Raw genomic sequence first — 15,114 nt, 5'->3', positions numbered from 1 at the left:
CGGGCGGCCGACCCGGGAGGGGCCCGGCCGGGTAAAGTCTGTGGGTCGCCCGAGCCGCCGAGCCGTCGCCCGGGGCTCGCCCTCCCTCGTACGACAGGTCCTCCCTCCTTGCCTTCCGCCGCCACCACCGCCCCCGAAGCCGCCCCGACACCGGTCCGCCCCCGGTTCCGCGCCCCCGGGCCGGACTGGCTGCGCGATCCTCGGGTGTGGCGGACGGAGGTGCTCGCGGGGCTCGTCGTCGCCCTCGCGCTGATCCCGGAGGCGATCGCCTTCTCGGTGATCGCCGGGGTCGACCCCGCACTCGGGCTCTTCGCCTCCTTCACCATGGCCGTCACGACGGCGATCGTCGGCGGACGACGGGCGATGATCTCGGCCGCCACCGGGGCCGTGGCGCTCGTCATCGCGCCGGTCAACCGGGAGCACGGCGTCCAGTTCCTGATCGCCACCGTCATCCTCGCCGGGCTCTTCCAGATCGTGCTGGGGATCGTCGGGGTGGCGAAGCTGATGCGCTTCGTCCCGCGGCCGGTGCTGGTCGGCTCGGTGAACTCGCTGGCCGCCCTGGTGTTCCTCGCCCAGCTCCCCGAGACGCGGAACGTGCCGATGGCCGTGTACGCGCTGATCGCGGCGGGGATCGTCCTGCTGGTGCTCTTCCCGAAGGTGACGACGCTGGTGCCCGCGCCGCTCGTCACCATCACCGTCCTCACCCTCGTGACGGTGGCCGCCGGCATCGCCGTGCCGACCGTCGGCGACCGCGGCGCGCTGCCGTCGGCGCTCCCCGTCCCCGGCCTGCCCGACGTGCCCTTCACCCTCGGCACGCTGGCGACGATCGCCCCGTACGCCTTCGCCGTCGCCCTGGTCGGGCTGGTGGAGTCGCTGCTCACGGCGAAGCTCGTCGACGACCTCACAGACACGCCGTCGAACAAGACCCGGGAGTCGATCGGCCAGGGCGTCGCGAACGTCGTCACCGGTCTGTTCGGCGGGATGGGCGGCTGCGCCGTCATCGGCCAGACGATGATGAACGTGAAGGTCGCGGGCGCCCGCACCCGGGTCTCCACCTTCCTCTCCGGCGCGTTCCTGCTGGTGCTGTGCGTGATCCTCGGGCCGGTGGTCTCCCGGATCCCGATGGCCGCGCTGGTGGCGGTCATGGTGATCGTCTCGGTCGCCGCCTTCGACTGGGAGTCCGTCGCCCCGCGCACCCTGCGGAAGGCCCCCGTCGGGGAGACCGTCGTCATGCTGGTCACCCTCGGCTGCGTCCTCGTCTCCCACAACCTCGCCCTCGGCGTCGTCGTCGGCTCGGTCACCGCCACGCTCGTCTTCACCCGGCGGGTGGCCCGGCGCACCACCGTCACCTCGGTCACCGACCCGGACGGGACGACCGTCGTCCACCGGGTCTCGGGTGAGCTGTTCTTCGCTTCCGCCGAGGCCTTCGCGGACCGCTTCGACCACGCCGGAGACCCCGACCGGGTGGTGATCGACCTGTCCGCCGCGCGGGTCTCGGACGGATCCGCCGTCGCCGCCCTGGACGCCGTCGTGGCGGCGTACGCCCGGCACGGGAAGACCGTCGAGATCACCGGCCTCGACGCCGCGGGCGCGGCGCTCCGGGACCGCCTCGGCGCTTCCTAGGACCCTCGGCCCGTCCGCTCGGGCGTCCCCGGTGCGGGCGGGCGCGTGTCGTGGTGACCGTCGTCCTGGAGGGCGGCGGTCACCGGCTCACCGGTCCCGGCCGTCCCCGTGACCACCCGCGCCCGGATCGTCGCGGGCATCGCCGCCCCGACCGTCCCGCTCGTCCCGGGCACCGGCCGACGGGCGGTGGAGCGAGCGGTCGGCCACCCGCCGCAGATGGGCGGCGAAGACCTCGGACGCGTCCGGGGTCAGGGTCCGCAGGGCGACCATGGCGGTGATGACGACGTCGCAGAGCTCCGCCTCGACATCGGTCCAGCTGTGGCTGGTGCCCTTGCGCGGGTTCTGCCCGGTGGCCCCGATCACCGCCTGCGCCGCCTCCCCGACCTCCTCCGACAGCTTGAGGACGCGGAGCAGGATCTCCTGACCGGGCGGCAGGTCCTGATGGGCCGTGAGCCAGTCGTGGAGGCGGGTGACGGTGGTCCAGGTGTCGTCGTCGGTCATGGGGGCAGCCTGCCAGTCGCGGCGGCGCTCCGGGATTCGTGGGCGCGATGCCTACGGGACCCTGGGCGCCTCCGGGACCACGGGCGCCTCCGGGACCGCGGGCGCCTCCGGGACCGCGGGCAGCACACCTCCTGGACCGTGGACGCTACGCCTCCTGGTCCTGCGGGTACCAGCGGAGCTCGACCGTGTTGCCGTCCGGGTCCCGCACGTAGACGGACTGGGCCGAGCCGCGGGCGCCCCAGCGCGGGACCGGGCCCTCCAGGACGTCGAAGGCGCCGGAGTCGATGACCTCCCGCCAGTCGAGCGGGTCGACGACGAGGCAGATGTGGTCGACGTTGGACTCGCCCCGGGACCGGGAGAACAGGTCGATGACGGTGCCCTCGTCTATCCGGACGGACGGGAACGGCACCTTGCCGGCCCGCCACTCCTCGACCCGCTCCGGCGCGAGGCCCAGGGGGCCGGTGTAGAAGGCGAGGGCCCGCTCGACGTCGGTGACGTTGAGGACGAGGTGGTCGAAGGCTTTCACGCGCATGCGGTGTCTCCCGTGGTTCCGTTCGGTGGTGCCGGTACGACGGGGGCGACGGCGGTCGCGGGCCCGGCCGCGCCGCACCCGCCCCCGGCCGCCCCGCGACCGGTCCGCACCTCCCCCGTGCAGGTAGTCCCTATCACGGCCGACCGGCGCCACCCCACCCGAATTCCGCCGGCCGTCAGGTCCGTTCGCCCGGCGCGGAGGTCCCCCGCCGGCCGGAGCGGCATCCCGCCGACGACCGCCCCGTCTCTCGCCGCGCCACCCCGCGTCACCCCCGCATGGCGTCCCGGGCGTCCCGGGCATGCCGGGGCGTACCGGGGCGGGTGGGGCCGGGGCGGCGGCCGGATTCGTACGCGTCGTGTCCGAAGCCTTGTCAGGTACTCGCCGCCGCGCCTATCGTCACGCGCCGAAAGCGCTTTCTAGAGAGCGCTTTCCATGTTGCGTTTCTCCAGGGACGGGGCTGACGACGACATACACGTCCGCGACCGCGCGGGCGTCGACGAAAGGGCAGGCGAGCATGGGACGACGATCCCCCTCCACGCGACTCAGGGCGGCTCTGGCCGCCATGGCGGTCGCGGCCGCCACGGGTGCGGTCCTGACCATCCCGGAAGCCTCGGCCGCGGTGGCCGCCGGCGCCACCGGCTACGCGAGCCAGAACGGCGGGACCACCGGCGGCGCGGGCGGGCAGACCGTCCGGGCCACCACCGGCACCGAGATCCACGCGGCCCTCTGCGGACGCGCCTCCAGCAGCACCCCGATCACCATCCAGGTCGAGGGCACGATCAACCACGCCAACACCGCCAAGGTGTCCGGCGCGAGCTGCAACACCGCCGCCGGGGTCATCGAGCTCAAGCAGATCAGCAACGTCACGCTCGTCGGCGTCGGCGCGGGCGCCGTCTTCGACCAGCTCGGCATCCACATCCGCGAGTCGAGCAACATCATCATCCAGAACGTCACCGTCCGGAACGTGAAGAAGTCCGGCTCCCCCACCTCCAACGGCGGCGACGCCATCGGCATGGAGAGCGACGTCCGCAACGTCTGGGTGGACCACGTCACCCTGGAGGCCTCCGGCGGCGAGTCCGAGGGCTTCGACGGCCTGTTCGACATGAAGGACAACACCCAGTACGTGACGCTCTCCTACAGCGTGCTGCGCAACTCCGGCCGCGGCGGCCTGGTCGGCTCCAGCGAGACGGAGCTCAGCAACGGCTTCATCACCTACCACCACAACCTGTACGAGAACATCGACTCCCGCGCCCCGCTGCTGCGCGGCGGCATCGCCCACATGTACAGCAACCACTACAGGCAGCTGAACGAGTCGGGCATCAACTCCCGGGCCGGCGCCCGCGCCAAGGTGGAGAACAACTACTTCGAGGACTCCAAGGACGTCCTCGGCACCTTCTACACGGACGCGGCCGGCTCCTGGCAGGTCGCCGGGAACGTGTTCGACAACGTGACCTGGTCCCCCGCCGGAACCGACTACCGCCCGGCCGGCCCGAACCCGGTCTCCAACACGACCGTGTCCGTCCCGTACGGCTACACCGCCGACAGCGCCTCCTGCGTCCCGGACGTCGTGGCGCGCACGGCCGGCGCGGGCAGGGGCCTGCTCGTCTCCGACGGTTCCTGCACCCCGCAGACCCCGAGCCCGACTCCGACCGCCACCACGTCCCACCCCACCCCCACCCCGACGACCCCGACCCCGACGGCGACCGCCACGACCGCTCCGCCGTCCGGCACCAACCTGAGCATCGGCGCCGGCGCGGACGGCTCCAGCAAGGCCGGCGGCACCAGCTACGGCAACGTCCGGGACGGCGACCTCGGCACGTACTGGTCGCCCGCCGGCACCACCGGCTCCGTCTCGGTCAAGTGGGGTTCCCCGACGACGATCTCGTCGGTCCGCGTCCGCGAGGCGTCCGGCGGCGGCACCGTCACCGGCTGGCGGCTCCTGAACGCCGACACCGGGGCCGTCCTCGCCACGGGCGGCGCGGCCGGCACGGCCACCTTCCCGGCGACCTCGCTCTCCAAGGTCACCTTCGAGATCACCGGGGCCACCGGCACCCCGCGCGTCGCCGAGTTCGAGACGTACGCGTAGCGGTCCCGGCGTCAGAAGTCGACCGGGTCGCGGACGAGGGGGCAGGTCATGCAGTGGCCGCCGCCCCGTCCGCGGCCCAGCTCCGCGCCGACGATGGTGATGACCTCGATGCCCGCCTTCCGCAGCAGCGTGTTGGTCTGGGTGTTGCGGTCGTACGTGAAGACCACGCCCGGCTCCAGGGCGACGGCGTTGTTGCCGCTGTCCCACTGCTGGCGCTCCGAGGCGTAGACGTCGCCGCCGGTCTCGATGACCCGGAGCCCCGGCAGTCCGAGCGCCTTCGCCACGACGTCCGTGAACCGGGCGTCGCCCTCGTCGGTGATCTCCACGCCGGGGGCGCGGTCGGAGGGGCGCAGCGAGAAGCTGTGGACCGCGTCGATGATCCTCGGGTAGAGGGTGACGACGTCCCGGTCGGCGAAGGTGAAGACGGTGTCGAGGTGCATGGCCGAGCGGAGCTTGGGCATGCCCGCCACGACGACGTGCTCGGCGGCGCCGTTCTCGAAGAGCGAGCGGGCCACCTGGGTGATGGCCTGCCGTGAGGTGCGCTCACTCATGCCCATGAGGACGACGCCGTTGCCGACGGGCATGATGTCGCCGCCCTCGAAGGTGGCCTGGCCCCAGTCCCGCTCGGGATCGCCCCACCAGACGGTGGCGTCCTTGAAGTCGGGGTGGTGGGTGTGGACGGCCTTCATGAGCAGGGTCTCGCCGTGCCGGGCGGGCCAGTACAGCGGGTTGAGGGTGACGCCGCCGTAGAGCCAGCAGGTGGTGTCCCGGGTGTAGAGGGTGTTGGGCAGCGGCGGCATCAGGTACTCGCGGGCGCCGACGCCCTCGCGGGCCAGGGCTGCGTAGCCGGAGCGGATGTCCCGGGGGAGGTCGGCGGTGGACAGGCCGCCGATCAGGTGCTCGGCGAGTTCGCGCGGGGCGAGGGAGTCGAGGAAGGCGCGGGTTTCCTCGACGAGTCCGAGGCCGACCTCGTTGGCGATGATCTTGCGGTCGAGGAGCCACGCCTTCGCCTCGGGGAGGGCCATGGTCTCGGTGAGCAGGTTGTGCAGCTCGACGACCTCGACCCCGCGCTGGACCAGTTTGTTGACGAAGTCGGCGTGATCGCGCTGGGCGTTCTCGACCCACATGACGTCGTCGAAGAGGAGGTCGTCCGAGTTGGTCGGGGTCAGCCGGCGGTGGGCGAGGCCCGGCGAGCAGACGAGGACCTTGTGGAGCCGGCCGACCTCGGAGTGGACGCCGAGGGGGCGGGAGTGCGCGGGGGCTTCGGGGGTCGCGGGGGTCATCGCCGGCCTTTCCTGACGTTCCTGGGGGACGGGTGCGCGGGGGTGTTCACAGGTCGATCCAGCCGACGGCGAGGGCGATGACGCCGACGACGGCACCGGCCACGGAGACGGCGCAGATGACCGCCTCCCGGGGGGAGAAGAGGCGCCGGCCCTGCTCCCGGCGGGCCTTCACGAAGAGCAGGGTGGCGGGGGCGTAGAGGATCAGGGAGACCAGGACGAACTTGAGCCCGGCCGCGTACAGCAGGAAGGCGGTGTAGAGGGTGGCGACGCAGGCGACGACGAGTTCGCGCCGGGTGCTCTCGCCGGCCACCCGGTTCTCCCGGGGCCGCAGGGCGATCTTGAGGGCGAAGGCGGCGGCGAGGAGGAAGGGGATGAGGCTGAGGGCGCTGGTGAGGTCGAGGGCGAAGTTGAAGGCGTCGTCGGAGAAGGCGGTGACGACGAGCACGACCTGGCTCAGCGCGGTCGTCATGAGCAGGGCGGGGGCGGGGACGTCGTTCTTGGTGGCGCGGCCGAGGAAGCGGGGCATGTCGTCGTCCTGGGCGGCGACGTAGAGGACCTCGGCGGCCATCAGGGTCCAGGCGAGGTAGGCGCCGAGGACGGAGACGATCAGGCCGACGCTGACGAAGGCCTTGCCCCAGGTGCCGACGGCCGCCTCCAGCACGCCCGCCATGGAGGGCTGGCGCAGCTCGGCGATCTCGCTCATCGGCAGGATGCCGTACGAGACGATGGTGACGGAGGCGAAGACGGCGAAGACGCTGAGGAAGCCGAGGATCGTCGCGCGGCCGACGTCCTCGCGCCGCCTGGCGTGCCGGGAGTAGACGCTGGCGCCCTCGACGCCGAGGAAGACGAAGACGGTGGCGAGCATGGTGCCGCGGACCTGGTCGAAGAGGGAGCCCGCGTAGTCGGCGCCGCCGAAGTTCTCGGCGAAGACGGACGGCTCGAAGCAGAACAGCGCCAGGAGGACGAAGACCAGGATGGGCACGATCTTGGCGACCGTGACGATCCGGTTGATGGCCGCCGCCTCCTTCACCCCGCGCCGGATGAGGAGGAAGAAGCACCAGAGGCCGACCGAGGAGAGGACGATCGCGAGGGCGGTGTCGCCGTCCCCGAGGGAGGGCGCGACGGCGCCGACCGTCGACATGATGAGGACCCAGTAGGTGACGTTGCCGACGCAGGCGCTGGCCCAGTAGCCGAAGGCGGAGAAGAAGCCCAGGTACTCGCCGAAGCCGGCCTTGGCGTAGGCGTAGACGCCGGCGTCGAGGTCGGGGCGGCGCACGGCGAGCGTCTGGAAGACGAAGGCGAGCATGAGCATGCCGGTGCCGGCGACGGCCCAGGCGATGAGCGCGCCGGCGACGCCGGTCTCCTGGGCGAAGCGGCGGGGCAGCGAGAAGACTCCGGCGCCGACCATGGAGCCGACGACCATCGCGGTCAGCGTGAGAAGGCTGAGCTTGACCGCCGGCGGAGCGCCGCCGGAAGCGGTCTCGGCGCCGGGTTCCGCTGGGGTCATGGGCGTACCTCGCCGGTGCGCGTGCGCCGCGGTGCGGCGCGGGGAGAAGAACCTCGGGCCGCTCAGACTCTAGCGACCTTCACCCCCTTATGCCCGTTTTGTACGATCATGCGGGTCGCGTTTCCCGGGGCCCGAGACCTCCCTGCCGGCGCCGGCCCGCGCCGCCCTCGAGCCGAGGGCGAGGCGGGCGTACCGGAGGCGGGCGCACCAGCGGCGGGCGTACCGGAGGCGGGCGTACCGGAGGTTGGCGCACCCGTGGTCAGAGGCGGCGCAGGGCGCCCTCCGCGCGCAGGTCGGCGAGGGCCGGGTAGCCGTCGACGGCCATGATGAGGTCCGCCTCGGCGAGGAGGGAGCGCAGGACGTGCACGACGCCGTCCTCGCCGCCGGCCGCCAGGCCGTACGCGTACGGGCGGCCGATGCCGACGGCGGTGGCGCCGAGGGCGAGCGCCTTGATCGCGTCCGCGCCGGTGCGGACGCCCGAGTCGAAGAGGACCGGCAGCCCGTCCGCGGCCTCGACGACACCGGGGAGGGCGTCGAGCGCGGGCAGCCCGCCGTTGGCCTGCCGGCCGCCGTGGTTGGAGCAGTACACGGCGTCCACGCCGCCGTCCCGGGCCCGGCGCACGTCCTCCGGGTGGCAGAGGCTCTTGAGGATCAGCGGGAGGTCGGTGAGGGAGCGCAGCCAGGGCAGGTCGGCCCAGGTGAGGGGGTTGCCGAAGACGCCGACCCATTCGAGGATCGCGGCTCCGGGGTCCTCCTCCGGCGCCTTGGCGAGGCGGGCGCGGAAGACCGGGTCGGAGGTGTAGTTGGCGAGGCAGTGCCCGCGCAGCTGCGGGAAGTTGCTGGCGGCGAGGTCGCGCGGGCGCCAGCCGGTGACCCAGGTGTCCAGGGTGACGACGATGCCCTGGAACCCGGAGGCCTCCGCGCGCCGCACCAGGCTCTCCGCGAGGTCCCGGTCGGTGGGCGTGTAGAGCTGGAAGAAGCCGGGGGTGTCGCCGAACTCGGCGGCGACCTCCTCCATCGGGTCCACGCTCAGGGTGGAGGCGACCATGGGGACGCCGGTGCGGCGGGCCGCCCGCGCGGTGGCGAGGTCGCCGTGGCCGTCCTGGGCGCAGAGCCCGACGACACCGACCGGGGCCATGAAGAGCGGGGTCGGGAGGCGGAGCCCGAAGAGGTCGACGCCGAGGTCGCGCGCGACCGCCCCCACCATCATCCGGGGCACCAGGCCCCACCGTTCGAAGGCCGTGACGTTGGCCCGCTGGGTGAACTCGTCGCCGGCCCCGCCCGCCACGTACGACAGCACCGAGGGCGGCAGCGCCGCGCTCGCGCGGGCCTCCAGTTCGGCGTAGGTCATGGGCAGGTCGGGAAGGACCCCGCCGAGTCCGGCGAGGTAGATCTCGTTCTGGTAGTCCCCGTACCGCCCGCCGAACGCGCCGCCCATCGTGGCCCCGCCCTTTCTCGCCGCCCCGGCCGGGACCGCCCCGGCCGCCGGTGGCGCCCACGGTGCCAGGCCGGGGGCCGCAGGTCCATGGTCCAGCGTCGGGCTCCGCCGGCCGGGGGAGGGAAGCCCCTCTCCTCCCCGGCCGGTGGGAGGAAAGGGACTCCCCTCCCCCGGCTCGTGCCCGGCGAGGTGGAGGCGCGTGCGGAGTCCGCCCTCCGCGACGGCCGTGACCGGCCGTGACCGGTGCTCGGGGAGACGTCCTCCGGCCCGCCCCCGCGCCGGGCACGATCCGGCGCATATTGCCGTGCGCCGGGGAGTGGCCCGGTGGTGCAATCGCCTGATGCGCACGAACGGTGGACGGACGACGGTGGTGGACCGGGGCGGGTTCCCCGACGCGGCGACGCCCTGGGACGACGGGGAGTGGCGGCGGGAGGTGCTCGGCTGGGCCGAGCGGGTCCTGGCCGTGCACGGGCTGGAGGAGTCCGGGGCGCGCGAGGTCCGGGTGCGCCCCTGGTCGGTCCTCGTGCGGTTCCGCACCGGCCCGGGCGAGCGGGACGCGGTGTGGCTGAAGGCGGGCGCCCCGTCGAACGCCTTCGAGGCCGGGCTCTCCGGGGCGCTCGCGCGGTGGGTGCCGGAGCACGTGATGACCCCGCTGGCGGTGGACGCCGGGCGCGGCTGGTCGCTGCTGCCCGACGGCGGGCCGCTCCTCCGAGGCGTCCTCGACGCGGGCGCGGCCGGACCCGAGGCGTGGGCGACGGCGCTGGGCCGGTACGGCGAGATGCAGCGGCGACTCGCCCCGTACGCGGAGCGGCTCGGCGACCTGGGCGTGCCGGGGGCGCGGACCCGCGAGCTGCCGGAGGCCTTCGACGCGCTCGTGGCCCGCAACCCGCTCTTCGACGCCGCCGAACGGGCGGCGCTGCTGCGGCGGCGGCCCCGGCTGGTCGGGCTGTGCGCCGAGCTCGACGCGTACGGGCTGCCCGACTCCCTCGACCACTGCGACCTGCACGACGGGCAGATCCTCGCCCCGGCACCGGGCCGCTTCACCTTCTTCGACTGGGGCGACGCCTGCGTGGCGCACCCCTTCGGCAGCCTCCTGGTGCCGGTCCGGGAGGTCCGCGAGCGGTACGGGTCCGAGCACGTGGCGCCGATGGTGGACGCGTATCTGGAGCACTGGACCGGTCTCGGCCCGTCGGCGGCGGAGCTGCGTAGGGCGGCGGCGCTCGCGGTGCGCCTCGCGGCGCTGGGCCGCGCGGGCTCGTGGTTCCGGCTCTTCCCCGGCACGCCGACCGGCGACAGCGAGGAGGCGAGCGCCTTCTGGATCCGCGAGCTCTTCGCCGCCGCCGACGCGTGGTGACACCGCCGCGGGATCCCCGACGGCTACGGCCCGGTGCCTACAGACCGACGTCCCGGGCGCGCAGGTCCTCCAAGGTCTCCCGCCGCACCAGCAGCCGGGCGGCGCCGTCGCGGACGGCGACGACCGGCGGACGGCCGACGAGGTTGTACGAGGAGGCCATCGACAGGTGGTACGCGCCGGCCACCGGCACGGCGAGCAGGTCGCCCGGCCGGAGGTCGGCGGGCAGCCCGACGTCCTCGGCGAGGACGTCGCCCGCTTCGCAGTGGCGTCCGGCGACGGTGGTCGGGACAGCCGGTGCGGTGGAACGGCGCCCGATCAGGCGGGGCGCGTACCGGACCCCGTAGAGGGCGGGGCGCGGGTTGTCGCTCATGCCGCCGTCGACGGCGGCGAAGCACCGGCCGCCGGTCGTCTTGACGGCGAGGACCCGGTAGAGGGCGACGCCGGCGGGTCCGACGACGGCCCGGCCCGGTTCGACGAGGAGCCGGGGCACGGGCAGTCCGGCGGCGGCGCAGCTCTCGGTGAGGGCGGCGCGGAGCCGGCGGGCGAGGGCGGTGGGGTCGAGGACCGGGTCTCCCGGGCGGTAGGCGACGCCGTGACCGCCGCCGAGGTCGAGCTCCGGCAGGACGACGCCGTGGGCGTCCCGGATCCGGGCCATGAGGCCGACGAGCCGGCGCAGCGCGGTGAGGTAGGGCCTGGCCTCGGTGGTCTGGGAGCCGAGGTGGCAGTGGAGGCCGGTGAGTTCGAGCTGTGGCTGGTCGAGCACCCGGGCGACGGCGTGCTGGGCGTGTCCGTCGCGCAGCGAGAGCCCGAACTTCTGGTCGTCGGTCCCGGTGCGGATCTTGGAGTGGCCGCCGGCGCCGACGCCGGGGGTCACCCGGAGCATGACCTTCTGGTGGCCGCGGGGGCCGACCGCGGCGGCGAGCCGGGCGATCTCGGTCGGGCTGTCGATGACGATCCGGCCGACGCCGAGGCGCAGCGCGGTGTCGAGGTCGGCCGGGGACTTGGCGTTGCCGTGCAGGAGGATCCGCTCGGGCGGGAAGCCGGCGGTGACGGCGAGTTCGAGTTCGCCGGCGGAGCAGACGTCGAGGCCGAGCCCCTCCTCGTCGACGAGGCGGACGAGGGCGCGGCAGAGGAACGCCTTGGCCGCGTAGTGGACGTCGGCGTCGGCGAAGGCGGCGCGGTAGGTGCGGCAGCGGTCGCGGATCTCGGCCTCGTCGAGGACGTAGACGGGGGTGCCGTGGGCCTCGGCGATGTCGGCGAGCGGTACGCCCGCCAGGAGGACCCGGCCGCCGCCCTCCTCGGTGGTGGTGGCGGGCCAGACGGAGAACGCGGGGAGGGTGCCGGCGGGTCCGGCCGCTTCGCCGAGCAGGTCGGTGAGGGTCACGCGACGGTCCTCCTCGCGGTGGCGTCGAACCGGCGGGCGCACGGCGTCGCGGGCCGGCCGGCCGGAGCTCCGGCGGCGGGGTCCTGGACCGAGCCCGCCGCCGTGGGCACGGAGTCCGGGACGGCGTCCGCCGCCGAGGGAACGGAGTCCGGGACGGCGTCCGAGGCGGGGCCGGGGGTGAAGGGGGCGGTGAGCACGGGGTCGACGGTCAGGGCGTGGACGCCGAGCGGGCCGGCGAGGGCGCGCAGCGCGGGCTCGGAGAGCGGGATCCAGGACTGGTCGGCGCCGAGGGTGGCGCGGAGCCGTTCCGGGGTGGTGAAGGCGACGGCCGTCCGGGCGCCGACGGGGGTGCGGAAGAGACGGGCGACGGCACCGCGGGCTCCCGGACGGACGGGCACGCACAGGCGTCCGGCCGGGGCCGGGTTCGCGGGTTCGGGATCGGCGAGATCGGCGAGATCGGGATCGGCGGGTTCGGGATCCGTCGGTTCGGGTTCCGCGGGTTCGGGGTCCGCGGGTTCGGGTTCGGCGGGTTCGGGTTCGCCGGTTCCCGGGGCGACGGTGGCCCGGGGTGCGGGTCGCCGGTCGTCGGCTCCTCCTCGGTCGTCGGCACAGGCGAACGGGGTGCGGGCCATGGGTTCCTCCCGGGCGGTCGGCCCCGGCGGCGGTCCGGCGGGGCGCGTTCCTGGCAGCCTTGCCCGGCACGAGGACCCGCGTCCCCGTCCCTGACGCGGTCCTGACGCCGGCCCCGCCGACTCTTGACGCGCCGCTCACGCCGACGGCGCCCGCACCGCACCGCCGGGCCGCCGGGCTCACCTGGCTGTGATTCCCCCGCGTCGGCTGCCGGCGCCGGGGCCCGGTCGCGCACGACGGCGGGTCAGCGGGCCGGGCGCTCCTGACACTTGGTGTCTCCGCCGCACGCCGGGAACCCACCCCCACTCCTCCTCCGATATACCACTAAGGGGTATGTGATCCCTTTACCGGGCCGGATCCGCTCCGCCCCTCGCGGCCCTCGGGCGCACATGGCACTGCGTGCCTGGTGGGAGGGGACCGGAAAGTCGGCTGGACGGAGGCCCCGGAGAGCTGAAAACCTCGGCGTTCGAGGACCCGATCACCGGTCCCGTACGTGCGCCGCCGCGAGGGGAGCGTGGCGCGGGCCCGTGATCGTCGCGTTCTCGAAGGCGCGTCCGCCGCACCCGCACGCGCCGGCACCGCGAGGAGGAGGACCACCGATGACCGCCGCCCGGGAAGAACGGCTCCAGCTCGACGCCGCGAGCGTCGACAACGCGAGGACGACGCTGCTCCAGCTCCTCGCACGGGCCGGGGTGTACTCCGGTGACGCGGAGGAGCTGATCGGCCTGGTCGAGGCGGGCGCGCTCGCCGGCGCGCACGAGGCGCTGGCCGGTGCCGGACGGCAGGCCCCGCCCGGCAGCGGCGAGCCGTACGCCGCGGGCTGGCGCGACGGTTCACGGGCCGTCGCCGAGGGACTCGCGGGCCTCGCCGACCGGGCGCTCGGCGCCGCCGTCGACGCGGACTCCGCCGCGGACCCGGCCGACCGGCCGCCGGTCGGCCGGATGGAGGTCGAGCGGGCGAAGGTCGCGGTCGTCCCCCTGTACCTCTCCTTCACCGAGGAGTCGGACCTCGACCCCGAGGTCACCGAGCAGGTCCTCGCGGCGGCGCTCCGGACGATGGGGGTACGGCAGCGGGCCTCCTATCCGGGCCGGCTCACGTCCTACTCGGCGGAGCACCGCGCCCACCTGGAACGCTTGTACGCCACGTACGGACCGGGCAGCGCCATCGCCATCCACGGCCGCTACACCCTGGTCCACTCCCCCACGAGCCTCGCCGTCCTGGAACGGCTCGCCTCCCGCCCCGCCGAGCTGCGCGAGGAGTGGGACGCCGCCGAGCTGCCACCGGCCTGGCTGGACGGGCTCACGCGCGCCTGGGACGCGACGGCCTGACCCGCCGCCGTCCCCGCTCTGGGCCCGGAGACGGCGTCCTGCCCACATCGTGATACCGCCCGGGTGCGATCCGTCACAACGGAGCCCGGCGGGGGGTGGCCGTGTAGCGCCGGAGGCGGGGGACACGCATAGGGTGTCGGCATGCCCAGAACTTCTCCGGCCCTTGCCCTCGACGCCCTCCTCGACGGCAACCGTCGCTTCGTCTCGGGCACGCCCGAGCACCCCAACCAGGACGCCGCCCGCCGCACGGAGCTGGCGCCCGGCCAGGACCCCTTCGCCGTGGTCCTCGGCTGCTCCGACTCCCGCCTCGCGGCCGAGATCATCTTCGACCGCGGTCTCGGCGATCTGTTCGTCGTCCGCACCGCCGGCCACGTGGTCGGCCCCGAGGTCCTCGGCAGCGTCGAGTACGGGACGAGCGTCCTGGGCGCCCGGCTGGTCGTCGTCCTCGGCCACGACTCCTGCGGCGCGGTCGCCGCGGCCCGCGCGGCCGTCGAGGAGGGTTTCGCCGCCACCGGCTTCGTGCGCGACGTGGTGGAGCGGGTGACCCCCAGCATCCTGGCCGCGAAGACCGCCGGCCTGACGGCGGACAGCGACATCATCGACGAGCACATCCGCCACACCGTGGACCTGCTGCTCGAACGCTCCCGCGTGCTCTCCGACCAGGTCGCGGCGGGCGAGACGGCCGTCATCGGCGTCGGCTACGAACTGGCCGGGGGCACCGCCCGCCTGGTCACCACCCGGGGCGCCGTCGTGGAGGAGGTCACCCCCGCGTGACCTCCCGCTTCGACTGCTCCGACCCCGGTGCCCGCGCCGCGGGCCTCGCCGAGGCCACCGCCGCGGTGCGCCGCGGCGAGCTGGTGGTCCTGCCGACGGACACCGTGTACGGGGTGGGGGCGGACGCCTTCGACCCGAAGGCGGTCGCCTCGCTGCTGGCCGCCAAGGGACGCGGCCGGCACAAGCCGTCCCCCGTCCTGGTGGACTCGGCCGCCGCGCTCGGCGAGCTCACCGACGAACTCCCGGACGCGGCAAGGGCGTTGATCGACGCCTTCTGGCCGGGTGGGCTGACCCTGGTGGTCCGCCACCGTGCGTCCCTGGACTGGGACCTGGGCGAGACCGGCGGCACGGTGGCCGTCCGCATGCCGGACCACCCGCTGACCCTGGAGCTCCTCGCGGCGACCGGCCCGCTCGCGGTGTCCAGCGCCAATCTGACGGACCACCCGTCCCCCCAGGACTGCGACGCCGCGCAGGGCATGCTCGGTGACTCCGTAGCGGTGTACCTCGACGGCGGCCGCACGGCGGGGGCGGTCTCGTCCTCCATCGTGGACCTCAGCGGCGACACTCCGGTGCTCGTCCGCGACGGCGTCCTGCCGCTCCCCGAACTCCGCGCTCTCGTCCCGGACCTGGTCGTCCGCTGATCCGAAGGACCGCGCCCCGGCACCCTCGTGGGG

Annotated in this window: 13 protein-coding genes; 6 read left to right on the top strand and 7 right to left on the bottom strand. The window is 74.4% G+C overall.

Going from position 1 to position 15,114, the window contains the following annotated elements; translation table 11 throughout:
• Positions 1-108: 108 nt before the first annotated feature.
• Complete coding sequence (locus ACF1BN_RS12260) at positions 109-1,623, top strand: SulP family inorganic anion transporter (RefSeq protein ID WP_392331517.1); 1,515 nt, start codon at positions 109-111, stop codon at positions 1,621-1,623.
• An 87-nt stretch (positions 1,624-1,710) separates the two neighbouring features.
• On the opposite strand, the gene ACF1BN_RS12255 is transcribed toward ACF1BN_RS12260, so the two are convergent.
• Positions 1,711-2,124, bottom strand: coding sequence for a MazG-like family protein (locus ACF1BN_RS12255; protein WP_392331516.1), 414 nt, complete (start codon positions 2,122-2,124; stop codon positions 1,711-1,713).
• A gap of 145 nt (positions 2,125-2,269) precedes the next feature.
• The gene (locus ACF1BN_RS12250) at positions 2,270-2,656 is read right to left on the bottom strand and encodes a VOC family protein (RefSeq protein ID WP_392331515.1); all 387 of its coding nucleotides are present in this window, start codon (positions 2,654-2,656) and stop codon (positions 2,270-2,272) included.
• Between the two features lie 514 nt (positions 2,657-3,170).
• On the opposite strand from ACF1BN_RS12250, the gene ACF1BN_RS12245 reads away from it, so the two are divergent.
• On the top strand, positions 3,171-4,742 hold the full coding sequence (locus tag ACF1BN_RS12245) for a polysaccharide lyase family 1 protein (RefSeq protein ID WP_392331514.1): 1,572 nt from the start codon (positions 3,171-3,173) through the stop codon (positions 4,740-4,742).
• An 11-nt stretch (positions 4,743-4,753) separates the two neighbouring features.
• Here ACF1BN_RS12245 and ACF1BN_RS12240 read toward each other — a convergent pair whose 3' ends face one another.
• The 3 genes from ACF1BN_RS12240 to ACF1BN_RS12230 all read right to left on the bottom strand — a co-directional run bounded on the left by ACF1BN_RS12240 (position 4,754) and on the right by ACF1BN_RS12230 (position 8,970).
• Entirely contained in the window at positions 4,754-6,025 is a 1,272-nt protein-coding gene (locus ACF1BN_RS12240; protein WP_392331513.1) for an arginine deiminase, read from the bottom strand.
• Positions 6,026-6,071: 46 nt separating this feature from the next.
• Positions 6,072-7,532, bottom strand: coding sequence for a basic amino acid/polyamine antiporter (locus ACF1BN_RS12235; protein ID WP_392331512.1), 1,461 nt, complete (start codon positions 7,530-7,532; stop codon positions 6,072-6,074).
• 259 nt (positions 7,533-7,791) lie between these two features.
• Complete coding sequence (locus tag ACF1BN_RS12230; protein ID WP_392331511.1) at positions 7,792-8,970, bottom strand: alpha-hydroxy-acid oxidizing protein; 1,179 nt, start codon at positions 8,968-8,970, stop codon at positions 7,792-7,794.
• Positions 8,971-9,310: 340 nt separating this feature from the next.
• On the opposite strand from ACF1BN_RS12230, the gene ACF1BN_RS12225 reads away from it, so the two are divergent.
• Positions 9,311-10,324 carry an aminoglycoside phosphotransferase family protein gene (locus ACF1BN_RS12225; protein ID WP_392331510.1) on the top strand — a complete coding sequence of 338 codons (1,014 nt, stop codon included), beginning with the start codon at positions 9,311-9,313 and terminating at the stop codon, positions 10,322-10,324.
• A 37-nt stretch (positions 10,325-10,361) separates the two neighbouring features.
• On the opposite strand, the gene lysA is transcribed toward ACF1BN_RS12225, so the two are convergent.
• Together lysA and ACF1BN_RS12215 are read right to left on the bottom strand one after the other, a co-directional pair.
• Positions 10,362-11,708 carry a diaminopimelate decarboxylase gene (gene lysA, locus ACF1BN_RS12220; RefSeq protein ID WP_392331509.1) on the bottom strand — a complete coding sequence of 449 codons (1,347 nt, stop codon included), beginning with the start codon at positions 11,706-11,708 and terminating at the stop codon, positions 10,362-10,364.
• Positions 11,705-12,340 (bottom strand): SAV_915 family protein, encoded by a 636-nt coding sequence (locus ACF1BN_RS12215; RefSeq protein WP_392331508.1) that lies wholly within the window; start codon positions 12,338-12,340, stop codon positions 11,705-11,707. Before ACF1BN_RS12215 ends, lysA begins: the two co-directional genes overlap by 4 nt.
• 597 nt (positions 12,341-12,937) lie before the next feature.
• On the opposite strand from ACF1BN_RS12215, the gene ACF1BN_RS12210 reads away from it, so the two are divergent.
• From ACF1BN_RS12210 to ACF1BN_RS12200, 3 genes are all read left to right on the top strand, one after another.
• Complete coding sequence (locus ACF1BN_RS12210) at positions 12,938-13,666, top strand: hypothetical protein (RefSeq protein WP_392331507.1); 729 nt, start codon at positions 12,938-12,940, stop codon at positions 13,664-13,666.
• Between the two features lie 141 nt (positions 13,667-13,807).
• Positions 13,808-14,440, top strand: coding sequence for a carbonic anhydrase (locus ACF1BN_RS12205; protein WP_392331506.1), 633 nt, complete (start codon positions 13,808-13,810; stop codon positions 14,438-14,440).
• Complete coding sequence (locus ACF1BN_RS12200) at positions 14,437-15,081, top strand: L-threonylcarbamoyladenylate synthase (protein ID WP_392331505.1); 645 nt, start codon at positions 14,437-14,439, stop codon at positions 15,079-15,081. Before ACF1BN_RS12205 ends, ACF1BN_RS12200 begins: the two co-directional genes overlap by 4 nt.
• Positions 15,082-15,114: the final 33 nt, after the last annotated feature.

The organism is Streptomyces sp. NPDC014861 (assembly GCF_043081625.1).
Taxonomy (GTDB): Bacteria; Actinomycetota; Actinomycetes; order Streptomycetales; family Streptomycetaceae; genus Streptomyces.
This window is presented reverse-complemented; position numbering and strand designations above follow the sequence as displayed.

Excerpts from the sequence above, each read along its gene's own strand:
- ACF1BN_RS12255 (WP_392331516.1), bottom strand. The coding sequence starts at position 2,124 with ATGACCGACGACGACACCTGGACCACCGTCACCCGCCTCCACGACTGG.
- ACF1BN_RS12250 (WP_392331515.1), bottom strand. The coding sequence starts at position 2,656 with ATGCGCGTGAAAGCCTTCGACCACCTCGTCCTCAACGTCACCGACGTC.
- ACF1BN_RS12245 (WP_392331514.1), top strand. The coding sequence starts at position 3,171 with ATGGGACGACGATCCCCCTCCACGCGACTCAGGGCGGCTCTGGCCGCC.
- ACF1BN_RS12240 (WP_392331513.1), bottom strand. The coding sequence starts at position 6,025 with ATGACCCCCGCGACCCCCGAAGCCCCCGCGCACTCCCGCCCCCTCGGC.
- ACF1BN_RS12235 (WP_392331512.1), bottom strand. The coding sequence starts at position 7,532 with ATGACCCCAGCGGAACCCGGCGCCGAGACCGCTTCCGGCGGCGCTCCG.
- ACF1BN_RS12230 (WP_392331511.1), bottom strand. The coding sequence starts at position 8,970 with ATGGGCGGCGCGTTCGGCGGGCGGTACGGGGACTACCAGAACGAGATC.
- ACF1BN_RS12225 (WP_392331510.1), top strand. The coding sequence starts at position 9,311 with ATGCGCACGAACGGTGGACGGACGACGGTGGTGGACCGGGGCGGGTTC.
- ACF1BN_RS12215 (WP_392331508.1), bottom strand. The coding sequence starts at position 12,340 with ATGGCCCGCACCCCGTTCGCCTGTGCCGACGACCGAGGAGGAGCCGAC.
- ACF1BN_RS12210 (WP_392331507.1), top strand. The coding sequence starts at position 12,938 with ATGACCGCCGCCCGGGAAGAACGGCTCCAGCTCGACGCCGCGAGCGTC.
- ACF1BN_RS12205 (WP_392331506.1), top strand. The coding sequence starts at position 13,808 with ATGCCCAGAACTTCTCCGGCCCTTGCCCTCGACGCCCTCCTCGACGGC.